Below are 19651 nucleotides of genomic sequence, written 5' to 3'. Positions count from 1 at the left end.
CAGCAACAACGGAAGCAAAATACGCGCTGCCGGCCGCCCAAGCTTGACAGGCCAGGCAGTCATGATTCGCACAGCGGCATGCTGTGCGCCGCACGGGAGACATCGAAGGCAAGCGGCATCCGCCTTCGCACGAACCGCCGCAGCGTACGCATTGCCGCGTCTTTCGCGGCGCGCGGGAGCGTCGTCAAGGACTCACTATGCTCTTTCAAGGCTACGGCCCGATCATCTTTGCCGGCACGGTGCAGACCGTCAAGCTGGCTATCCTGTCGCTCGCGCTCGCGTTCCTGCTCGGCCTGCTCGGCGCGGCAGCGAAGCTGTCGAAGAACCGGGTGACGTACAGCATCGGCACCATCTACACGACACTGATTCGCGGCGTCCCCGATCTCGTGCTGATGCTGCTGCTCTTCTACAGCATCCAGATCTGGCTGAACAATCTGACCGACATGCTCGGCTGGGATCAGATCGACATCGATCCGTTCGTCGCCGGCGTCGCCGTGCTCGGCTTCATTTACGGCGCGTACTTCACGGAAACCTTCCGCGGCGCCTTCCTCGCCGTGCCGCGCGGCCAGCTCGAAGCGGGCGCAGCATACGGCATGACGGGCTGGCAGGTGTTCACCCGGATCATGTTCCCGCAGATGATGCGCTTCGCGCTGCCCGGCATCGGCAACAACTGGCAGGTGATGGTCAAGGCGACGGCGCTCGTCTCGATCATCGGTCTCGCGGATGTCGTCAAGGCCTCGCAGGATGCGGGCAAAGGCACGCTGCGGTTCTTCTTCTTCACGCTGATGGCAGGCGCCATCTATCTGCTCATCACGACAGCATCGAACTTCGTGCTGATGTACCTCGAAAAACGCTACTCGACTGGCGTGCGCAAGGCGGAACTATGATCGAGCTGATCCAGGAATACTGGCGCAACTATCTGTATACGGACGGCTACCGCTTTACGGGCGTCGTCATCACGTTGTGGCTGCTGGTCATCTCGATCGGCCTTGGCTTCTGTCTCTCTGTGCCGCTCGCCGTGGCGCGCGTGTCGAAGAAGAAGTGGCTGTCGACCTCGGTGTGGCTGTATACGTATATCTTCCGCGGCACTCCGTTGTACGTGCAACTGCTGCTTTGCTACACGGGTCTGTACAGCCTCGAAATCATCCGTTCGAACGCGCTGACCAACGCATTTTTCCGCGACGGCATGCACTGCACGCTGCTCGCCTTCACGCTGAACACCTGCGCGTACACAACGGAAATCTTCGCGGGCGCGATCAAGGCGACGCCGTACGGCGAGATCGAAGCAGCACGCGCGTACGGCATGTCGCAGTTCACGCTGTATCGCCGCGTGATCCTGCCGTCGGCGCTGCGCCGCGCGCTGCCTTACTACAGCAACGAAGTGATCCTCATGCTGCATGCCACCACGGTCGCCTTCACCGCGACGGTGCCGGACATCCTGAAGATCGCGCGCGACGTGAATTCGGCCACTTACCGTTCGTTCGACGCGTTCGGTATCGCCGCCCTGCTCTATCTGATCATCTCTTTTGCGCTCGTCTGGCTGTTCCGCCGCGCCGAGCGCCGCTGGCTCGCTTATCTGCGCCCGCAAGGCAAGTAACGACGGCGTACAAGCAAGTCAAGGAACCCGATGAATACTCCAGCAACACCGCAAATGCTTTTCGTCGACAACCTGCACAAGCAGTACGGCGACAACGAAGTTCTCAAAGGCGTCACGCTGCGCGCGAACCGCGGCGACGTGATCAGCGTGATCGGCTCGTCCGGCTCGGGCAAGAGCACGATGCTTCGCTGCATTAACTTTCTCGAGCAGCCGAACGCCGGACGCATCTTCGTCGAAGGTCAGGAGATTCGCACGCAGAAGGACAAGCACGGCGCGCTGCGCGTGTCGGACGCGAAGCAGCTGCAGAAGATGCGCACCAGACTGTCGATGGTGTTCCAGCACTTCAACCTGTGGACGCACATGACGGTGCTCGAGAACATCATCGAAGCGCCGCTGCACGTGCTCGGCATTCCGCGCAAGGAAGCCGAAGCGCGCGCGCGCACTTACCTCGAGAAAGTGGGCCTCGCGCCGCGTGTCGAGAAGCAGTATCCGTCGCATCTGTCGGGCGGCCAGCAGCAGCGCGTGGCCATCGCCCGCGCGCTGACGATGAACCCCGACGTGATGCTGTTCGACGAGCCCACTTCGGCACTCGATCCCGAACTGGTCGGCGAAGTGCTGAAGGTCATGCAGACGCTCGCGGAAGAAGGCCGCACGATGATCGTCGTCACGCACGAAATGGCGTTCGCGCGCAACGTGTCGAATCACGTGATGTTCCTGCATCAGGGGCGCGTCGAGGAAGAAGGTCACCCGGACGAAGTGTTCAGGAACACGAAGAGTGAACGTCTGAAGCAGTTCCTCTCTGGCAGCCTGAAATAACGCGGAAATGTAGTTTATGTAGTATTACAGGGCGCTTACCGGCGCCCTTTTTCATTTCTGCGCGGCGCCGCTCTTTTTCTTCCTGCGGGCCCAAAAGCTTCGGCATCCCAACATCTGCGCGAACGACAGTTCTAAAACCGCCTACTCTCGACGATTTGCTCCGTCAATAGTGGCAATCCTTGACACAAGTCATTAACAACGGTGAGTCCCTTGCCCGACCAAGGCCAGAAGCCCGTTTTGCAACCCTCTGCGCCCCACTTGTCTCATATTGGTATTGCAATTTAGAGACATCTTTACCGAGCATCACTAATTTATTCGCCAACCGAAGGGTATTTTGCTAAATTAGTAACGAAAGTAGCAAAACAAAGTTCAAGAAAAGTAGTTTCACTTCAAAACGAACAAACAGGAGATACCGGTCGCGAGGGATCGGCAAGACGATCAGACAGCCAGCAAGGCTGCGCGTCGACTACACAACCGATCACCGCGCCGCTCCCTGAAGAAAGATTCCTGCTCGGCGCTGCTGGCGTCCGGGCACCACTCGCAGTACTGGCTTTACTTTTTGACAGGGTATGGAGGAGAAGATGAAGAAAGCTTTGGCTGCCGCAGCGCTGCTGACTTTCGGCGTTGCAGCACACGCACAGAGCAGCGTGACGCTGTACGGGCGTCTGGACGCTGGTCTGGAGTACATGTCGGGTGTGCCGACGAGCGCAACTGGTGGCGGCACCGCGACGAGTAGCACGCACCGCTTCCGCGCAGAGTCCGGCGACTGGGGTACCAGCCTGTGGGGCTTGAAGGGCGCTGAAGATCTGGGCGGCGGCTACAAGGCTGTGTTCCAGTTGGAAGGCTCGTTCAATACGATGACGGGCGCAGGCCCGGGCGGCGGCGGCCTCTTCAATCGCTGGGCGACGGTCGGCTTCGCAAGCGATCAATACGGTACGTTCACGATGGGCCGCATGCTGTTCATCTCGAACGGCGTGTGGGACTTCGATCCGTTCGGTCAATCGAACTGGTCGTCGGCATCGCTGGTTCGTGGCCGCAACTGGCCGCAATCGAGCAACAACGTTGCTTACCAGTCGCCGAAGATCGCTGGCTTTGACTTCTACGGCCAGTACGCGCTGTCGAACACGACGAACTGGAACGGTAACAATCCGGTCGACGCGAACGGCAACCCGACGGGCCAGGGCCGCGAGGCAGGTGCACAGGTCACCTACACGTCGTCGCTCTTCCAGGTTCGCGGTATCTATGACGAAATCCGCAACCCGTCGACGGGCCTGCTGACCAACTCGTACAACTACTCGCGTGAGTACTCGGCTCTCGTGAACGTGTTCCTCGGTCAGTTCAAGATCCAGGGCGCGTACCAGGCAATCCGCACGTCGGGTATCACGGCAACGACGCCGGGCACGCCGACGACGCTCGATCACGAGTGGGGCGGTGTCACGTGGCAAGCAACGCCGGCAGCTGCTCTGATCGCAGCCGTCTACCATGTGAACGGCAACAACGGTGCAGGCAACGCGACGATCTACACGGTCGGCGGCTCGTACAACCTGTCGAAGCGCACGCTGCTCGACCTGCAGGTCGCAACGGTCCAGAACAGCAAGACGGCTAACTACGGCCTGAACGCTAACCCGGCGGGCACGACGGTCGGCACGGACAATCCGCTGCCGGGCCACAGCCAGACGGGCGTGTACGCAGGTATCCAGCACTCGTTCTAATCGAACGGTGCTAACAGAACAGCTGTAACAGAAACGGTTTTCACGCTGCTGCGAGAGGCGCGTATCGGTGCGATGTCCGAAAGGGTGTCGCACCTTTTTTTATTTGCCCGCGCGACGGCGCTTACGACTTCGCTTCGGCACTTCACGCGTGCATCACAACGCACCGGCGCGGTGCAACGCCGGCGCTTCTTCACATCACTCACACCGCGGTAACGCGCGGCACTAGCGGCACGACTTACACAGCCGCTTCGTTCTCCTCACCCGTGCGAATGCGGATCACACGTTCCACATCCGCGACAAAAATCTTGCCGTCGCCGATCTTGCCCGTGCGCGCCGCGCCGATGATGGCATCGATCACCTGATCGCACTGGTCGTTCGACACGACGACTTCGATCTTCACTTTCGGCAGAAAATCGACGACGTACTCGGCGCCACGATACAGCTCGGTGTGCCCTTTCTGGCGGCCGAAGCCTTTGACCTCGGTGACCGTCAGCCCCGTCAGGCCGACTTCGGCGAGCGCTTCGCGGACTTCGTCGAGCTTGAACGGTTTGATGATGGCGGTGATGCGTTTCATGGCAGGCCTCGTCTCGGTTCTAAAAAGGAAAGTACGGATGCGTTGATTCTACGCCGCACCGCACACGTTGCCAGCCTCGGGCATGACAACGCGTGCGACGTCGCGCGCAGATCGGCAGATAAAGACTGATCTCAGGCGGCTTTGTCCGGAACCGTTGCAAGATCATCCGTCCAGACGACGGCTTCCGAATCGCTCGGCGCTCGCCAGTCGCCGCGCGGCGACAGCGAACCGCCCGAGCCGACCTTCGGCGCATTCGGCACGCAGCTCCGCTTGAACTGGCTCGTCTTGAAGAAGCGCCACAGGAAAATGCCGAGATTGTGCTTGATCGCGGCGAGATCGTATTCGTTGCGCGCGACGTGCGCGCCTTCCGGCCAGCCGCCCTGCTCCTTGTCGCGCCACGCATGCAGCGCAAGGAACGCGACCTTCGACAGCGAGAAGCCGTAGCGCAGGATGTAGAACAGATTGAAGTCCTGCAGTTCGTACGGGCCGATGAACGACTCCGTCTTCTGTTCGATCGCACCCGCCGATTTGCCCGGCACCAGTTCCGGGCTGATCTCGGTGGCGAGAACGTTGAGCAGCGTATCCGAGCCGCTTTCGCCGACGGCGCCCGTCTCCGCGACCCAGCGCACCAGATGGGTGATCAGCGTCTTCGGCACGCTTGCGTTCACGCTGTAATGCGACATGTGATCGCCGACGCCATACGTGCACCAGCCGAGTGCGAGTTCGCTCAGATCGCCTGTGCCGATCACGATGCCGTTATGGAAATTGGCAAGCCGGAACAGATGATTCGTGCGCTCGCCCGCCTGCACGTTTTCGAACGTGATGTCGTACTTCGCCTCGCCCGCCGAGTACGGATGGCCGAGATCCTTCAGCATCTGTTCGCAGCTCGGACGAATATCGATTTCCATCGACGTGCAGCCGACCACGTCCATCAGTTCGCGCGCCTGCTTCAGCGTGCGGTCGCTGGTCGCGAAGCCCGGCATCGTTACGCCGATGATGTTGGTGCGCGGCAGCGCGAGCCGGTCCATCGCCTTCGCGCAGACGAGCAGCGCATGCGTCGAATCGAGCCCGCCCGACACGCCGATCACGACCTTCTGGATGTTCGACGCCGACAGTCGCTGCACGAGCGCCTGCACCTGAATGTTGTAGACCTCGTTGCAGCGCTCGTCGCGGCGGCGCGTGTCGGCGGGCACGTACGGGAAGCGCTCGACCTTGCGAGCAAGCGGCAAAGCATGCGAAGCGTCATGCCCGATCGCGACACGCACAACCTGAAACTTCGCGGCTTCGTCCTTATGACGCTGCACCGACATGCCGAACGTGGTCTGCCGCATGCGCTCGTGCGACAGCCGTTCGAGATCGATGTCGGCGAAGATCATGTGCGAGTCGTCGAGAAAACGCTCGGACTCGGCGAGCATCTCGCCGTTCTCATAGATCAGCGCCTGACCGTCCCACGCCATGTCCGTCGACGACTCGCCGCGTCCCGCCGACGTGTACAGATACGCGGCAAGACAGCGCGCCGACTGCTGGCCGACCAGCTGATGCCGGTAGCCCGACTTGCCGACCACGACGTTCGACGCCGACAGGTTCACGAGCACCGTCGCGCCCGCGAGGGCCGCGAACGACGACGGTGGAATGGGCACCCACACGTCTTCGCAGATCTCGACGTGAAAGCGGAAATCCGGCACATCGGTCAGTTCGAACAGCAGCGAGGCGCCGAACGGCACGCGCTGGCCGAGCAGATCGATGTCGCGCGCGACGGCGCAATCGGCGGGTGCGTACTGGCGCGCCTCGTAGAACTCGCCGTAATTGGGCAGATAGGTCTTCGGCACGGCGCCCAGCACCGCGCCGCGCGCCACCACGATCGCGCAGTTGTACAGGCTGTGATCCACCTGCAGCGGCATGCCGACGATCAGCGCGACGGGCAGCTTCTTCGACGCATCGACGATCTTTGCCAGCGCTGTCTTGCATGCATCGAGCAGCGCGCGTTGATGGAAGAGGTCGTCGCAGGTGTAGGCGGGCAAGCCGAGTTCGGGAAACGCGACGAGCGCCGCGCCTTTTGCAGCGGCTTCGTGCGCGAGCTTGAGCGTTTCGTCGGCGTTGAAGGCCGGGTCCGCGACGCGGCAACGCGGCACACCCACCGCGACGCGCGCAAAGCGATGCGAATACAGGTTGAAGAAATTGCCTTTCATGTCAGAGATTTCCTAAGGCGCGCACCGGACGACGGTCGCGCGCGAAACGGCTGCTATCGAACAGCGTAAATGATAAGCCGTAAGCGCATTCAAGGTCTCGATCATGTGCGCCTGCTGGCCATGCCGCGCGCGACGCGCGCGCATTTGCTTTAACATGGCCGTTCGCCGCGCGGCGGCCCGCTTCGCGCCCGCGTTGCCTTGCAGCCTGGCGCGAACCGGCCGGAACGCGCAAGCCGCAGTCCGCTTTTATCCCGTCCAGCCACGCTGCGAGCGATCGCGAGCGCATGGCATCAAGAATCGCCAACGGTCGAACAGATTGAACCAGGAACGTTTTGATTACCGCGCGGGCATCCTCGCTTCCCCGCTCGAAGTCGATGCCGCCGAATGGAACGCGTTGTTGAGCCGCCAGGCACAACCCACGCCGTTCTTGCGCCATGAATTCCTGAGCGCGCTGCACGCGACGCGCTGCGCCGTCGCCGATACCGGCTGGGGGCCGCAGTTCGTCACGCTGACCGATCCGCGCACGGGCCGGCTGGCCGCGGCCGCGCCCGTCTACGCGAAAAGCCACTCGTACGGCGAGTATGTGTTCGACTGGGCATGGGCCGACGCGTACAAGCGCAACGGCCTGCCCTACTATCCGAAGCTGCTGTGCGCGGTGCCTTTCACGCCCGTTCAGGGCACGCGCCTGATGGCCGCCGACAGCCACGCGCTGCGCCATCTCGCCGCCACGCTCGTCGCCTTCGCCGAACAGGCCGACGTGTCATCGCTGCACGTGCTGTTTCCGACCGAACAGGAAGCGCAGACGTTGACGGATCTCGGCATGATGCAGCGCGAAGGCGTGCAGTTTCACTTGCTCAACGACGGCTACCGCGACTTCGACGAGTTCCTGTCGACGCTCGAACAGAAGAAGCGCAAGAACATCCGCGCCGAGCGCCGCAAGGTGCGCGACGCGGGCATCACGTTCCGGCGCATGCTGGGCGAAGACATCAGCGACGCCGACTGGCGCTTCTTCAGCAAGTGCTATCGGCAAACGTACCGCGAGCACTTTTCCAGTCCGTATCTGAACCTCGATTTCTTCCGGATGATCGGCGAGTCGATGCCCGAGAATCTGATGATGGTCATCGCCGAATACGAGGGCAAGCCGATCGCCAGTTCGCTCGTCGTCTATCAGCGCGACGGCGCGAACGCGGGCGGCACGCTCTATGGCCGCTACTGGGGCGCGCTCGAACACGTGCCCTGCCTGCACTTCGAGACCGCGTACTACCAGCCGCTCGAGTTCTGTATCGAGCAGAAGCTCGGCGTCTTCGAAGGCGGCGCACAGGGCGAGCACAAGATGGCGCGCGGCTTCATGCCGACCGTCACGCGCTCGACCCACTGGCTCGCGCATCCCGCCTTTTCGGACGCCGTTGCGCACTTTCTCGACAACGAGAAGAATCACATCCACGCGTACGTCGACGAACTGCGCGAACACAATCCGTTCAAGGAATAACAGGGAAAAACGCGCGCCATGCCGTGGTTTCTGTATCTGATCGAATGCTCGGACGGCAGCGTCTACACGGGCATCGCCACCGACGTGCAAGCCCGCTACGACAAGCACACGAGCGGCACGGGCGCTCGCTATACGCGCTCGCGCAAGCCGGTGCGCCTCTTGGCATCGTTCGAACTGGCCGACCGTTCGAGCGCGTCGCGCGCCGAGTATCGGGTCAAGCAGCTGACGCCGGCGCAGAAATGGGAACTGGCGTCGGGCGCGCGGACGCTCGAATCGGTGCTGCCCGTTGCCGAAGAGGCGGCGCCCGCGGACAGCGCTGACGCCTGATACGCTGCGCTGCGTCATCGGCGTTCGTTCACGCTGGCAGCAACAGTGTTTTCACGAATCGCCTCTCGACGCGCATCGGGCGCGATCGGATACTTTCCCCACATCAACGCAACACCTGCAACTTTCAACGGCAAGCGTCTCGAGGGGAAGCAAAATGGACGAACGAAAGCGCGACAGCATGATTGCGTATCTGCGCCGCCGTATGGCACAGGTCGGACTCAAGGTGACCGATCTCGCCACCGCACTCGCCGACGAACGGCGCGCTCAAAAGGCCGTGCGCTTCCGTAGCCCATTCGGCGAAACGTGGGACGGCAAGGGCGCGATGCCCCAATGGCTCAGCAATGCCTTGAGCGCCGGACAATCGATGGAACACTTCGCGACGGGCCAGCCGGCCAAGGCGAAGGCGGCGAAAGAAGAACGCCGCGGCGTCGACTGGCGCAACGATCCGTTCGCGGGCACGCGGCTGGCATCGGTGCAAGCGCACTAAAGCAGTTCAGCGAGCGCATGCCGCTGCCCAACGGAGTCGATCCTGTTGGCGTGATTCATCCGGTGTGTCCGTCGGCGGGATGGATGGGTAATCGCGGTTTGCTGCACGACGACGCAGCGCGTATCGCGCGTGCATGGCGTCTGAAGGCGTGGATCACCTGCCGGCTGTCATACAAGGGCTGGAGCCGCCAGCCGCTGATGAAGCCCGGACGGTACACCGAACTCTTCTTTCTCGACGAAGCGACTGCGCTGAGCGCCGGACACCGCCCATGCGCGATGTGCCGACGCGCGGACTACCTCGCTTTCAAGTCGCACTGGCTCACGGCAAACGGGTTCGACGCGGACATGCTTGCCGCGGAACTCGACGGCAGGCTGCATGAAGAGCGGATTCATCGGGGCGCGTCGGATGCGTGGCGCCATCCATTGGCAGCGCTGCCCGCAGGCGTGATGGTGTCGTGGAATGACGTTGCGTGCCTGTGGGACGGCACGGCGTTGCGAGCATGGTCGAGCACAGGCTATGGCGAGAAACGGCTCCCCGACGATCCTCGAACGGCAGTCAACCTGCTCACCCCGCCGTCGATCGTCGACACGATCCGCCACGGCTACCACGTGCAGTTGCACGCGAGCGCGACGAACGGCTAGCGCATAAACAAAGACGCTCCCGAAGGAGCGCCCTGTCAGCCATTGCACGTAAGCGCGCGGGTTACTTCTTGTAGTTCGCGACGCCGTCCGTGATTTCCTTGTGCGCGGCATCGACGCCCGCCCAGCCTTCGACCTTCACCCACTTGCCCTTTTCGAGCGCCTTGTATTGCTCGAAGAAGTGCTTGATCTGGTCCTTCAGATATTGCGGCACGTCGTCGACCGACTTCAGATCCGCCGTCATCGGGCAGATCTTGTCGTGCGGCACGGCGATCAGCTTCGCATCGACGCCCGATTCGTCCGTCATCTGCAGCATGCCCAGCGCGCGTGCGCGCACCACGGAACCCGCCAGCAGCGGGAACGGCGTGATCACGAGCACGTCGACGGGGTCGCCGTCGCCCGACAGCGTCTGCGGAATGAAGCCGTAGTTGGCGGGATAGCGCATGCCCGTGCCGATGAAGCGATCGACGACGAGCAGGCCCAGATCCTTGTCGGCCTCGTACTTCACGGGGTCGCTTTGCGCCGGAATTTCGATGATGACGTTGAAGTCTTGCGGAAGGTCTTTACCAGCGGGAACGTGATTGAAGCTCATGGCGCTCTCTGATCAGGATGAAATGGGAACATGGCGCGCGGCGCGCGCTGCGCCACCGATACGGGACGCGGCGCCTACAGGCAGACACTGCGGCCGGACACTGCGCGAATACTGCGGAATGCGCCATTATAGCCAATCGGCCGATGACACCCGCGCGGCGATCGGCGCGATAATCGTTTCATGCGGCTGGCTGCTTCGCGCCGTCAGCCGCCGTCACCTGTCCTTTTCGTTGTCCGGTTTGTTGCCGGTTTGACGCCCAACAAGGCAAGGAGCATGCGTGGAAGAAGCGAAACACTTCATCGGCGGTGAATGGACCGCGTCGTCGGGCGGGGAATCAATCCCCGTAATCGATCCTTCCGACGGCCAGCCGTTCACCACACTCGCGCGCGGCACGGCCGCCGACATCGATCACGCTGTCCAGTGTGCGCGCCGCGCCTATGAAGGCGCATGGGGCGCCGTCAGCGCCGCCGAACGCGGGCGTCTGCTATACCGGCTGTCGATGCTCGTCGCCGCGCGTCACGAAGAACTGGCGCAACTCGAAGCACGCGACACGGGCAAGCCGCTCAAACAGGCGCGCGGCGACGCCGCCGCCCTCGCCCGCTATTTCGAGTTCTACGCGGGCGCCGCCGACAAACTCCATGGCGAAACGCTGCCCTACCAGAACGGCTACACCGTCTTCACGATCCGCGAGCCGCATGGCGTAACGGGGCACATCGTGCCGTGGAACTACCCGATGCAGATTTTCGGGCGTAGCGTCGGCGCGGCGCTTGCCACGGGCAACGCGTGCGTCGTGAAGCCCGCCGAAGACGCGTGCCTGTCCGTGCTGCGCGTCGCCGAACTCGCCGCCGAAGCTGGCCTGCCCGCAGGCGCGCTCAACATCGTCACCGGCTACGGACAGGAAGCGGGCGCCGCGCTCGCGCGCCATGCCGGCATCGATCACATCTCGTTCACCGGCTCGCCCGAAACAGGCAAGCTCGTCACGCAGATGGCCGCTGAAAACCACGTGCCCGTCACGCTCGAACTGGGTGGCAAGTCGCCGCAAATCGTGTTCGCCGACGCCGATCTCGACGCTGCGCTGCCCACGCTCGTCAACGCGATCGTGCAGAACGCCGGGCAGACCTGCTCGGCGGGCAGCCGCGTGCTGATCGAGCGCAGCATCTACGAGCCGCTGCTCGACCGGCTCACCAGCGCATTCAATGCGCTGCGCGTCGGACCGGCACACGCCGATCTCGATTGCGGCCCGCTGATCAGCGCGAAACAGCAGCGACGCGTGTGGGACTTCCTCTCCGACGCGCAACACGACGGCATCGCGATGGCGGCCCATGGTGAAGTGATCGCGGAAGCGCCCGAAAGCGGCTTCTATCAGGCGCCCACTTTGCTGCGCGACGTGCCGCCCACGCACCGTCTGGCGCAGGAAGAAGTGTTCGGCCCCGTGCTCGCGGCACTCCAGTTCGCCGACGAAGACGAGGCGCTCGCGCTCGCCAACGGCACGGCATACGGGCTCGTCGCGGGCGTCTGGACGCGCGACGGCGGCCGGCAGATGCGCATCGCGCGCCGCGTGCGCTCAGGCCAGGTGTTCATCAACAACTATGGCGCGGGCGGCGGCGTCGAATTGCCGTTCGGCGGCGTCAAGCATTCCGGACACGGCCGCGAAAAAGGCTTCGAAGCGCTCTACGGCTTCACGGTGCTGAAAACAGTCGCGATCAGACACGGCTGACGCGCAACCACTCGAACCGTTCTGGCGCACAAGACAGCGCCGACTCTAACGATAAGGAGACATCATGCGGTTGACGGGCAAAACGGCCATTGTCACGGGCGGCGGCTCGGGCTTCGGCGAAGGCATCGCGAAGACTTATGCGCGCGAAGGCGCGAACGTCGTGGTCAACGATCTGAACGGTGCGGCGGCCGAACGCGTCGCGAGCGAAATCGCGCTGGCAGGCGGCAAGGCGATCGCGGTCGCGGGCGACGTGACGAGCGCGTGCGACTGGCGCGCGTTACGCGCCGCCGCGATCGAGGACTTCGGCAGCGTGCAGATCGTCGTCAACAACGCGGGCACCACGCATCGCAACAAGCCGGTGCTCGACGTGACGGAAGACGAATTCGACCGCGTGTACTCCGTCAACGTGAAGAGCATCTACTGGAGCGTGCACGAGTTCGTGCCGTATTTCCGCGAGCAAGGCGGGGGCGTGTTCGTCAACATCGCGTCGACGGCAGGCGTGCGGCCGCGGCCGGGCCTCGTCTGGTACAACGGCAGCAAGGGCGCGGTGATCGTCGCGAGCAAGGCGCTCGCCGTCGAACTCGGACCGGACCGCATCCGCGTGAACTGCGTGAATCCCGTGATCGGCGAAACGGGGCTGTTGACCGAATTCATGGGCGTCGAGGACACGCCGGAGAACCGCAAGAAGTTTCTGGCGGGCATTCCGCTGGGCCGCTTCTCGACGCCGCAGGACATTGCTAACGCCGCGCTTTATCTCGCTTCCGACGAAGCGGAGTTCATCACGGGCGTGTGTCTCGAAGTGGACGGCGGACGCTGCGTGTAGCTGCACAAGCGCCGGAGGAGCATGCGGCGCGCGTTGGCATAGCCTGCGCGCCGCATGGCAAAAGTTGCCTTGATCATTGAAATCTCGGTGTTTTCACTGACGCCGTCTGGCTTTTCAGCGCGCGTTGAAAGTTTAGAATCGCGAACGGCGGTACGACATTTCCACAAAAATGAGCTTCACATAGGACCAGCCTAAAAGCGCTAGCGCGCCGACGCTGGTTAATAGGAGAAAAGCGTGTCCAGTCCTGCGAATCCGCTCCACCATCCCGGCGCAGGGGCGCCGCCTTCCACTTTCGAAGAGGCGACGTACAGAAAAGTCGCCTGGCGCCTGACGCCGTTGCTGATGCTCAGCTATGTCGTGGCGTATCTGGATCGCGTGAATGTCGGCTTTGCGAAGCTCGGCATGAGTACGGATCTGGGACTGTCCGATGCCGTCTATGGCTTCGGCGCGGGGATTTTCTTCATTGGCTATTTCATCTTCGAGGTACCGAGCAACATCATCCTGCATCGGGTCGGCGCGCGGGTCTGGATCGCGCGGATCATGGTGACATGGGGCATCGTCTCGATGCTGACGATGTTCGTCACCACGCCGACGATGTTCTACGTGATGCGCTTCCTGCTTGGCCTCGCTGAAGCGGGCTTCTTCCCCGGAATCATCCTGTACCTGACCTACTGGTATCCGGCGCAGCGGCGCGGCCGCATGACGACATGGTTCATGACGGCGATCGCGATTTCAGGTGTCATCGGCGGGCCGATTTCGGGCTACATCCTGAAGGCATTCGACGGCGCGCACGGTTGGCACGGCTGGCAGTGGCTGTTCCTGCTCGAAGGGATACCTTCCATCGTCGTTGGCATTCTGGTGTTCATCGTGCTCGACGACCGCATTTCGAAGGCGAAGTGGCTGACGAAGGAAGAGCGCGAGCTGCTCGAACGAAACATCGCGGCTGAAGACGCAACGAAGGAAGATCACGCGATCGGCAAGGTGATGCTGAGCCCTCGCGTGCTGATGATGAGCCTGATCTACTTTTCGTTCGTGATGGGTCTGTACGGCGTGAGCTTCTGGTTGCCGACGATCATCAAATCGACGGGCGTCACGGATGCGTTCATGATCGGCGTGCTGTCGGCGATTCCGTTTGCTGCTGCCGTGATCGCGATGGTGTTCGTCGCGCGCAGCGCCGATCGTACGCGTGAGCGCCGCTGGCACGTTGCGGTGCCGGGCTTCGCGGGCGCGTTGGGGCTGGTGCTTTCTGTTGTCTGGGCTAAAGACACGACGCTGGCGATGGCGGCTCTCACGCTTGCGACTATGGGCATCCTTACCACGCTGCCGTTGTTCTGGAGTTTGCCTACCTCGTTTCTTGCTGGTACGGGTGCTGCTGCCGGGATTGCCTTGATCAATTCCATCGGGAATCTGGCGGGGTTTCTTAGCCCTTACGCTGTGGGCTGGCTTAAGCAGGCTACTTCGGCTAATGCCGCTGGCATGTATATGCTTGCGGCGTTTATGATCCTCGGCGGATTGCTAGCTCTTTGTGTGCCTGCCAGGCTCGTTAATCGGTAGCGGCTATTCTTGTCTTTTTTGCTTTCTGCTTTTTTTGCGGGCATCCGCGGTTTCGTATCGGTTTATTAGCGTCGCCCCTGTGCGGGGCGGCAGTTACTTTCTTTGCCGCCGCAAAGAAAGTAACCAAAGAAAGCGGCTTCAAACCTCCGGTGCCTGCCAGGATAACGCGACAACACACGTTCTTTGAGCTGTCGCGCAGCGACGCAAACACTCCGTAGAAAGCCCGCAATCAGGCGCGCACGGCATGAAAGGCTACACCCAGTTGGGGGCACATTCGCGCGCCTGCCGTCGGTCTGATTGCGGCGGCATGTGCTCCAAATTGTGTTCGGGGTTTTCGCGCCGTGCGCGCCTGACTGCGGGCTTTCTACAGGGTGCGGACATCGCTGTGCAATAGCTCGACTGCTGCATGCTGCGGCGGTATCCTGGCGGGCACCGGAGGTTTAAAAGCGGCTTTCTTTGGTTACTTTCTTTGCCGCGGCAAAGAAAGTAACTGCCGCCCCGCACAGGGGCGACGCTAATAAACCGATATGAAACCGCGGATGCCAGCGCAGCAAAAGCAAAAACCAGCACAGGGGCAACGCTAATAAACCAATACGAAACCGCGGATGCCACCGCAAGCAAAAGCAAAAACCAGCACAGGGGCAACGCTAATAAACCAATACGAAACCGCGGATGCCACCGCAGCAAAAGCAAAACCAAAAACCAAAAATGACGACTAGCGTCGCAGACAAAAAAAAACAACTAAACAACATTCATAGCCAACGCACTCTCACGATAATGCGCGCCAGCCTTATCCACATCCCCGAGTTGCTCATGCAACCGCGCCAACGCCCGGTGAGAGCGAATCTTCAACGTCTCGTTATCGGCGAGCTTGAGAGCCTGTTCAAGAAACGACTGCGCCTTCCCCCACAACTGCTGATGCAGACACAAACGCCCAAGCGCGAACATCAGATCGGCGTCATCGGGACGCTCCTTCCTCCACGCTTCCGCCTTCTGGATCAGCGGCAACGCATCGCCGCCCGTCGTATCCGGATACCGCCGCAATAACCGCGCATCCCAGTTCTGCGCGAGCGCTTCCTCCACGATCTTGCGCGCCTCCTGCGGGCGATTCAGCGCCACCAGCAATTCCGCCGCGAGATCCGCGAGACGCGGCGAGTGCCGCTCGGTCGGCGTCAGCGAATGCCACAGTTCCAACAGCGCGTCGGCGTTGTGACGACGGTCGCGCAGCAGGTTCTCGGCCGCCAGCTGGCGCAGCCGAACAGCCACAGCGGGATGAATCGCCTCGCGCTTTTCGAGCGTCTTCACGAGCTTCAGCACTTCGCCCCAGTTCTTCAACTGCTGCTGCGCGCGCAATGCGATCTGCTGCGCGTGAATGCGCCGGCCGCCCTGCGACTGCATCTCGGTCAGCGCAAGCAGCGCACCGTCCGCATCGCGGCCATCGGCGCGCATGTCAGCCGTTGCCATCAGACGCGCATCCTGCCAGTCAGCCGAATCGATCTGCGCGAGATACTCGTCGCGGCGCGCGTACTCGTGCATCCGGTGCGCGGCGTTCGCGGCAATCAACCCTGCCGCGCCCTTGTTGTCAGGATTGGCGAGCGAATCGCGTGCGGCCTTCTCGGCACGCGAAAAACGGCCCGCATACAGATTGCCGATCGCATCGCGCAATGCCGCATGCGCCTTCGCGACGCGCTGGCGCGCACGATACGCGGCGACGCGCTGCGGCATGCGCCAGATGTTGCGCACGATGCGCAGCACGGCATACATCACGATGAACGCGACGATGATGCCGACGATAAACAGGTTCAGCGAAATATCGACGCGATACGGCGGATAAACGAGCAGCACCTGCCCGGTGTCGAAGCGCCCGACGATCGCGAGCACGACGGCGATCGCGAACAGGAATGCGAGCCAGAGGAGTCCACGCAGCGCCATGATTAACCCCGGTTCCGGTATTGATGCACGGCCTGCAGGCTCGTATTCAGGTTCGGCACATCGACGGCGCCCGAGCCATCGTCGACCTGCTTGACGAGGTCGCGCACCGTCTGCACGTTCCTCGACGACGCGTCGAAGTAGCGCCCCAAGGCGTTATCCGCGGCGTGAAGATCGGACTTGAGCGTCGTCTGGTTGCGCGCGAGCAGCGCGAGACGCGCGGACAGCAGACGCAGCTTCAGATTCTCGCGCACGAAATAGCCCTGATCCGGCGCGACGAGCATAGCGTCGGCGTGATCGATGCGGCGCACCTGCACGAGGCTGGTCAGCTGCTCGCCGACGCCCGAGACGAACTGGTTCCACCACACCTTCCACTTCGGCTCGCCCGTCGCCGCCGCGACGCGGTCGACGTCCTTCGGCTTGGACGCATGCGGCGTGGCGTGCGCGATCGGCGCTTCGCCCGAAAGCGGTAGCTGGTCGACCTGCTCGATCGCGTTGTCGAGCTTGATCGCGAGGCCCGTCAGATCGGTGGACGGCGCGGACTTCAGCTTGTCGATGTCCTCGGCGATCGCCTTGCGCACGGCCAGCACCTGCGCGCCGTCCGACGCGGCAAGACGCGTGTCGGCGCTTTGCAGCGCGAAGAGCGCGAGTTGCGTGTTGCCCGTCAGTTGCAGCTGCTCGCTCGCCGCCGACAGCATCTGGCCGACTTCGGCCATCGTCCAGTCGTCGCGATTGCGCGCGAGGTCGGCGTACTGCTGCTGGAGCGCCTGCTGCGAATTCTGCGCGTCTGCGAGCTTGCCTTCGAGCTGCGCGATCTGCGCGTCGGCCTGACGCACCGTCGAGACGGCCTGATCCGTCTTCACGCGCAACTCGGCCGTCTGGGCGTCGTTGGTCTGCTGGCGGTGCGACAGCTGCTGATCAAGCTTGATGATTCTGCGGTTCAGCGCAATGCCGCCCGCGACCGCCCCGAACAGCACCAGCGCGATGACGACCCAGAGCAGTCCGTTGCCTTTGGCTTTGGGCTGCTGCATTTCGTAGGGCGTAAACGGTTGATTCGGCGGCAGCGTGCTGGCGGGCCGCGGTGCGGGATTAGGCGTGGGGGTCGTGGATGCGTTGGTATCAGACATGCGTTCTTGTGCCGGGTTGGACTGGACCGGTTGAACTTCGGACGGTGTCGCGAGAGACAACAGCGTGCGGGCAATGCGTTCATCGCCCGCACCGGACACCGTAATCCTATCAAAACCCAATGCCCGCGCGGTTTCCGCGATGCGCGGATGGGGCGCGACGAACATCGCGCGCTTCAGATGCGTCTGCTCGCTGGCAGTGAGATGGTCGTGCGCGAGTTCGGCGAGGTTGCGCACGCCTTCGGAACTCGTGACGAGCCACGCGTGCGGCGCAGTCGATTCGTCCGACAGCAGCGCGTGAATGCGCGACCACGCGCCGATCGACGGCTCGGGTACGAGGCGCCGGTAGGCGGCGACCGTCTCGACTTCGGCGCCTGCTTCGCGCAGACGTTCGGCAAGCCATTCGCGCCCGCCGTCGCCGCGCACGATCAGCACGCGCCTGCCTTCGAACGCGTTGTCGCCGAGCGACGCTTCCAGCGCGGAATACAAGGCCTCGGAGTCGAAACGTGCGCCGTCGCCGTTGTCGTCGGCGCAATGCCCGGGACTGATCACCTGGTACGCGGGCGCTTCGACGCCGTGCTTCGCGAGCGCAGCGACGCTGCCCGGACCGACGACGCCGACGGGCAGCGCATGCGGCCAGATCGCGTCGTGGTTCGCGAACGCATGATCCACGGCATTCGGTGACACGAACACGACGAGCGCGTATTTCTCCAGCGACGCGAGCGCCGCGCGCAGCGGATTTGCATCGTCCGTCGCAGCGATTTCGATGAGAGGAAATTCGACGCTTGCGACACCGGCATCGCGCAACGTCCGCGCCAGCGCCTCGGACTGCCCCGCCGGGCGCGTCAGCACGACCGTCAGGCGCGCATTGGCCGGATGCGACGGGCCTGCGCCGTCCGTGGACGGAAATGCATCGGACGACGGGTTCGAGCCGGCCGCCATCACGCGGAAGCAGCCGGGCCGCTCGCCGTGGAAAGCGCGCGGACGATCTCGAGTGCGCCTTGCGCTTCGAGCTGGCTCGCGACTTCGCGGCCCAGCTCGAGCGCGGCGCCCGTCGTGGCTGCGGGCGCCGAGGCCTGCGCGTTCAGCACGCGCTGGCCGTCCGGTGTCGCGACGACGCCACGCAGATGCAGCGCACCGTCGTGCCACATCGCATACGCCGCGAGCGGCACTTCGCAGCTGCCGCCCAGCGCGCGCGACACCATGCGCTCAGCCTCGACGGCTGCCGCCGTATGCTCGTGATGCAGCGGCGCGAGCCATGCAGCGAGGTCGGCGCGGTCGGCGCGAATCTCGATACCGAGCGCGCCCTGGCCTGCAGCGGGGAGGCTGTCGGCGGGATCGAGCAGCGAACGGATACGGTCGCCGAGACCCAGGCGCTTGAGGCCCGCCGCAGCGAGAATGATGGCCGCGTAATCGCCGCGATCGAGCTTGCCGAGCCGCGTGTCGAGATTGCCTCGCAGCGGCTTCACGACGAGTTCGGGATAGCGCGCGCGCAGCATCGCTTCGCGGCGCAGGCTCGACGTGCCGACCACGCTGCCCGGCGGCAGCGCGGAAAGCGAGTCGTACTGGTTCGAGACGAACGCGTCGCGCGGATCTTCGCGCTCCATGATGGTCGACAGCGCAAAGCCCTCGGGCAGTTCCATCGGCACGTCTTTCAGCGAATGGACGGCGAGATCGGCGCGGCCGTCGGCGAGCGCGTTCTCCAGTTCCTTCACGAACAGCCCCTTGCCGCCGACCTTCGACAGCGTGCGATCGAGAATCTGATCGCCGCGCGTCGTCATTCCGAGGATTTTTACGTCACAAGATGGATATAATTTGTGCAGCGCACACCGCACGTGCTCGGCCTGCCACATTGCAAGCCGGCTCTCACGCGACGCGATCACAAGCGTGGCGGGCGGCGTGGGCGCAAGCGTCTCGGAATTCATTGTTTGAGTCATTGAACGACGGGATGTAATAACAAACAATGTTAGCACGCGCTTCGGCAACCTCTCGCTGGCCGCACGGCCATGCCGAAGCAAGTTAGACGGAGGAGACAGGCCTGCCGCTTCCCTGCGCGCGAGCCCGTCCACCAGCCGCATCGATC

17 protein-coding genes are annotated in these 19651 nt (G+C 63.1%); 11 read left to right on the top strand and 6 right to left on the bottom strand.

The features are described from left to right. The first annotated feature begins 197 nt into the window (after positions 1-197). The 4 genes from FRZ40_RS16575 to FRZ40_RS16560 all read left to right on the top strand — a co-directional run bounded on the left by FRZ40_RS16575 (position 198) and on the right by FRZ40_RS16560 (position 4125). Complete coding sequence (locus FRZ40_RS16575) at positions 198-887, top strand: ABC transporter permease (protein ID WP_147234732.1); 690 nt, start codon at positions 198-200, stop codon at positions 885-887. Beyond that, positions 884-1597, top strand: a complete 714-nt coding sequence (locus FRZ40_RS16570; protein WP_147234731.1) for an ABC transporter permease — start codon at positions 884-886, stop codon at positions 1595-1597. The genes FRZ40_RS16575 and FRZ40_RS16570 overlap by 4 nt, the downstream gene beginning before the upstream one ends. A gap of 30 nt (positions 1598-1627) precedes the next feature. Further along, positions 1628-2413 (top strand): ABC transporter ATP-binding protein, encoded by a 786-nt coding sequence (locus tag FRZ40_RS16565; protein WP_028365649.1) that lies wholly within the window; start codon positions 1628-1630, stop codon positions 2411-2413. A 581-nt stretch (positions 2414-2994) separates the two neighbouring features. After that, positions 2995-4125, top strand: coding sequence for a porin (locus tag FRZ40_RS16560; protein ID WP_147234730.1), 1131 nt, complete (start codon positions 2995-2997; stop codon positions 4123-4125). A gap of 235 nt (positions 4126-4360) precedes the next feature. Here FRZ40_RS16560 and glnK read toward each other — a convergent pair whose 3' ends face one another. Further along, entirely contained in the window at positions 4361-4699 is a 339-nt protein-coding gene (gene glnK / locus FRZ40_RS16555) for a P-II family nitrogen regulator (RefSeq protein WP_012401549.1), read from the bottom strand. A gap of 131 nt (positions 4700-4830) precedes the next feature. After that, on the bottom strand, positions 4831-6888 hold the full coding sequence (locus tag FRZ40_RS16550) for an NAD(+) synthase (protein ID WP_147234729.1): 2058 nt from the start codon (positions 6886-6888) through the stop codon (positions 4831-4833). Between the two features lie 316 nt (positions 6889-7204). On the opposite strand from FRZ40_RS16550, the gene FRZ40_RS16545 reads away from it, so the two are divergent. The 4 genes from FRZ40_RS16545 to FRZ40_RS16530 all read left to right on the top strand — a co-directional run bounded on the left by FRZ40_RS16545 (position 7205) and on the right by FRZ40_RS16530 (position 9832). Next, the gene (locus FRZ40_RS16545) at positions 7205-8377 is read left to right on the top strand and encodes a GNAT family N-acetyltransferase (RefSeq protein WP_147234728.1); all 1173 of its coding nucleotides are present in this window, start codon (positions 7205-7207) and stop codon (positions 8375-8377) included. A gap of 18 nt (positions 8378-8395) precedes the next feature. After that, positions 8396-8704 carry a GIY-YIG nuclease family protein gene (locus FRZ40_RS16540; RefSeq protein ID WP_028365654.1) on the top strand — a complete coding sequence of 103 codons (309 nt, stop codon included), beginning with the start codon at positions 8396-8398 and terminating at the stop codon, positions 8702-8704. Positions 8705-8858: 154 nt separating this feature from the next. Then, on the top strand, positions 8859-9191 hold the full coding sequence (locus FRZ40_RS16535; RefSeq protein WP_147234727.1) for an H-NS family nucleoid-associated regulatory protein: 333 nt from the start codon (positions 8859-8861) through the stop codon (positions 9189-9191). Positions 9192-9208: 17 nt separating this feature from the next. Further along, positions 9209-9832, top strand: coding sequence for a hypothetical protein (locus FRZ40_RS16530; RefSeq protein WP_147234726.1), 624 nt, complete (start codon positions 9209-9211; stop codon positions 9830-9832). Between the two features lie 61 nt (positions 9833-9893). On the opposite strand, the gene ppa is transcribed toward FRZ40_RS16530, so the two are convergent. Continuing rightward, positions 9894-10421, bottom strand: a complete 528-nt coding sequence (gene ppa, locus FRZ40_RS16525; protein WP_012401554.1) for an inorganic diphosphatase — start codon at positions 10419-10421, stop codon at positions 9894-9896. 277 nt (positions 10422-10698) lie between these two features. Between ppa and FRZ40_RS16520 the strand changes: the two genes are divergently transcribed. From FRZ40_RS16520 to FRZ40_RS16510, 3 genes are all read left to right on the top strand, one after another. After that, complete coding sequence (locus FRZ40_RS16520) at positions 10699-12138, top strand: aldehyde dehydrogenase family protein (protein WP_028365657.1); 1440 nt, start codon at positions 10699-10701, stop codon at positions 12136-12138. Between the two features lie 64 nt (positions 12139-12202). Then, a complete protein-coding gene (locus FRZ40_RS16515) occupies positions 12203-12961 on the top strand; it encodes an SDR family oxidoreductase (RefSeq protein ID WP_147234725.1) in 759 nt (252 codons plus the stop codon). Positions 12962-13195: 234 nt separating this feature from the next. Continuing rightward, a complete protein-coding gene (locus tag FRZ40_RS16510) occupies positions 13196-14515 on the top strand; it encodes an MFS transporter (RefSeq protein ID WP_028365659.1) in 1320 nt (439 codons plus the stop codon). A gap of 741 nt (positions 14516-15256) precedes the next feature. Here FRZ40_RS16510 and FRZ40_RS16500 read toward each other — a convergent pair. From FRZ40_RS16500 to hemC, 3 genes are read right to left on the bottom strand one after another with little or no spacing between them, the layout of a single operon-like run. After that, positions 15257-16447: a heme biosynthesis protein HemY gene (locus FRZ40_RS16500; protein ID WP_028365660.1), complete on the bottom strand. Its 1191-nt coding sequence runs from the start codon at positions 16445-16447 to the stop codon at positions 15257-15259. Positions 16448-16449: 2 nt separating this feature from the next. After that, on the bottom strand, positions 16450-18510 hold the full coding sequence (hemDX, locus tag FRZ40_RS16495) for a fused uroporphyrinogen-III synthase HemD/membrane protein HemX (protein WP_147234852.1): 2061 nt from the start codon (positions 18508-18510) through the stop codon (positions 16450-16452). Beyond that, entirely contained in the window at positions 18510-19493 is a 984-nt protein-coding gene (hemC, locus tag FRZ40_RS16490) for a hydroxymethylbilane synthase (protein WP_028365662.1), read from the bottom strand. The genes hemDX and hemC overlap by 1 nt, the downstream gene beginning before the upstream one ends. Positions 19494-19651 lie beyond the last annotated feature (158 nt).

The sequence above is a fragment of the Paraburkholderia azotifigens genome (assembly GCF_007995085.1).
GTDB lineage: Bacteria > Pseudomonadota > Gammaproteobacteria > Burkholderiales > Burkholderiaceae > Paraburkholderia > Paraburkholderia azotifigens.
This window is presented reverse-complemented; position numbering and strand designations above follow the sequence as displayed.

Coding starts and splice junctions, on each gene's coding strand:
- FRZ40_RS16575 (WP_147234732.1), top strand. CDS start 198: ATGCTCTTTCAAGGCTACGGCCCGATCATCTTTGCCGGCACGGTGCAG.
- FRZ40_RS16570 (WP_147234731.1), top strand. CDS start 884: ATGATCGAGCTGATCCAGGAATACTGGCGCAACTATCTGTATACGGAC.
- FRZ40_RS16565 (WP_028365649.1), top strand. CDS start 1,628: ATGAATACTCCAGCAACACCGCAAATGCTTTTCGTCGACAACCTGCAC.
- FRZ40_RS16560 (WP_147234730.1), top strand. CDS start 2,995: ATGAAGAAAGCTTTGGCTGCCGCAGCGCTGCTGACTTTCGGCGTTGCA.
- glnK (WP_012401549.1), bottom strand. CDS start 4,699: ATGAAACGCATCACCGCCATCATCAAACCGTTCAAGCTCGACGAAGTC.
- FRZ40_RS16550 (WP_147234729.1), bottom strand. CDS start 6,888: ATGAAAGGCAATTTCTTCAACCTGTATTCGCATCGCTTTGCGCGCGTC.
- FRZ40_RS16540 (WP_028365654.1), top strand. CDS start 8,396: ATGCCGTGGTTTCTGTATCTGATCGAATGCTCGGACGGCAGCGTCTAC.
- FRZ40_RS16535 (WP_147234727.1), top strand. CDS start 8,859: ATGGACGAACGAAAGCGCGACAGCATGATTGCGTATCTGCGCCGCCGT.
- FRZ40_RS16530 (WP_147234726.1), top strand. CDS start 9,209: ATGCCGCTGCCCAACGGAGTCGATCCTGTTGGCGTGATTCATCCGGTG.
- ppa (WP_012401554.1), bottom strand. CDS start 10,421: ATGAGCTTCAATCACGTTCCCGCTGGTAAAGACCTTCCGCAAGACTTC.
- FRZ40_RS16515 (WP_147234725.1), top strand. CDS start 12,203: ATGCGGTTGACGGGCAAAACGGCCATTGTCACGGGCGGCGGCTCGGGC.
- FRZ40_RS16500 (WP_028365660.1), bottom strand. CDS start 16,447: ATGGCGCTGCGTGGACTCCTCTGGCTCGCATTCCTGTTCGCGATCGCC.
- hemDX (WP_147234852.1), bottom strand. CDS start 18,510: ATGGCGGCCGGCTCGAACCCGTCGTCCGATGCATTTCCGTCCACGGAC.
- hemC (WP_028365662.1), bottom strand. CDS start 19,493: ATGAATTCCGAGACGCTTGCGCCCACGCCGCCCGCCACGCTTGTGATC.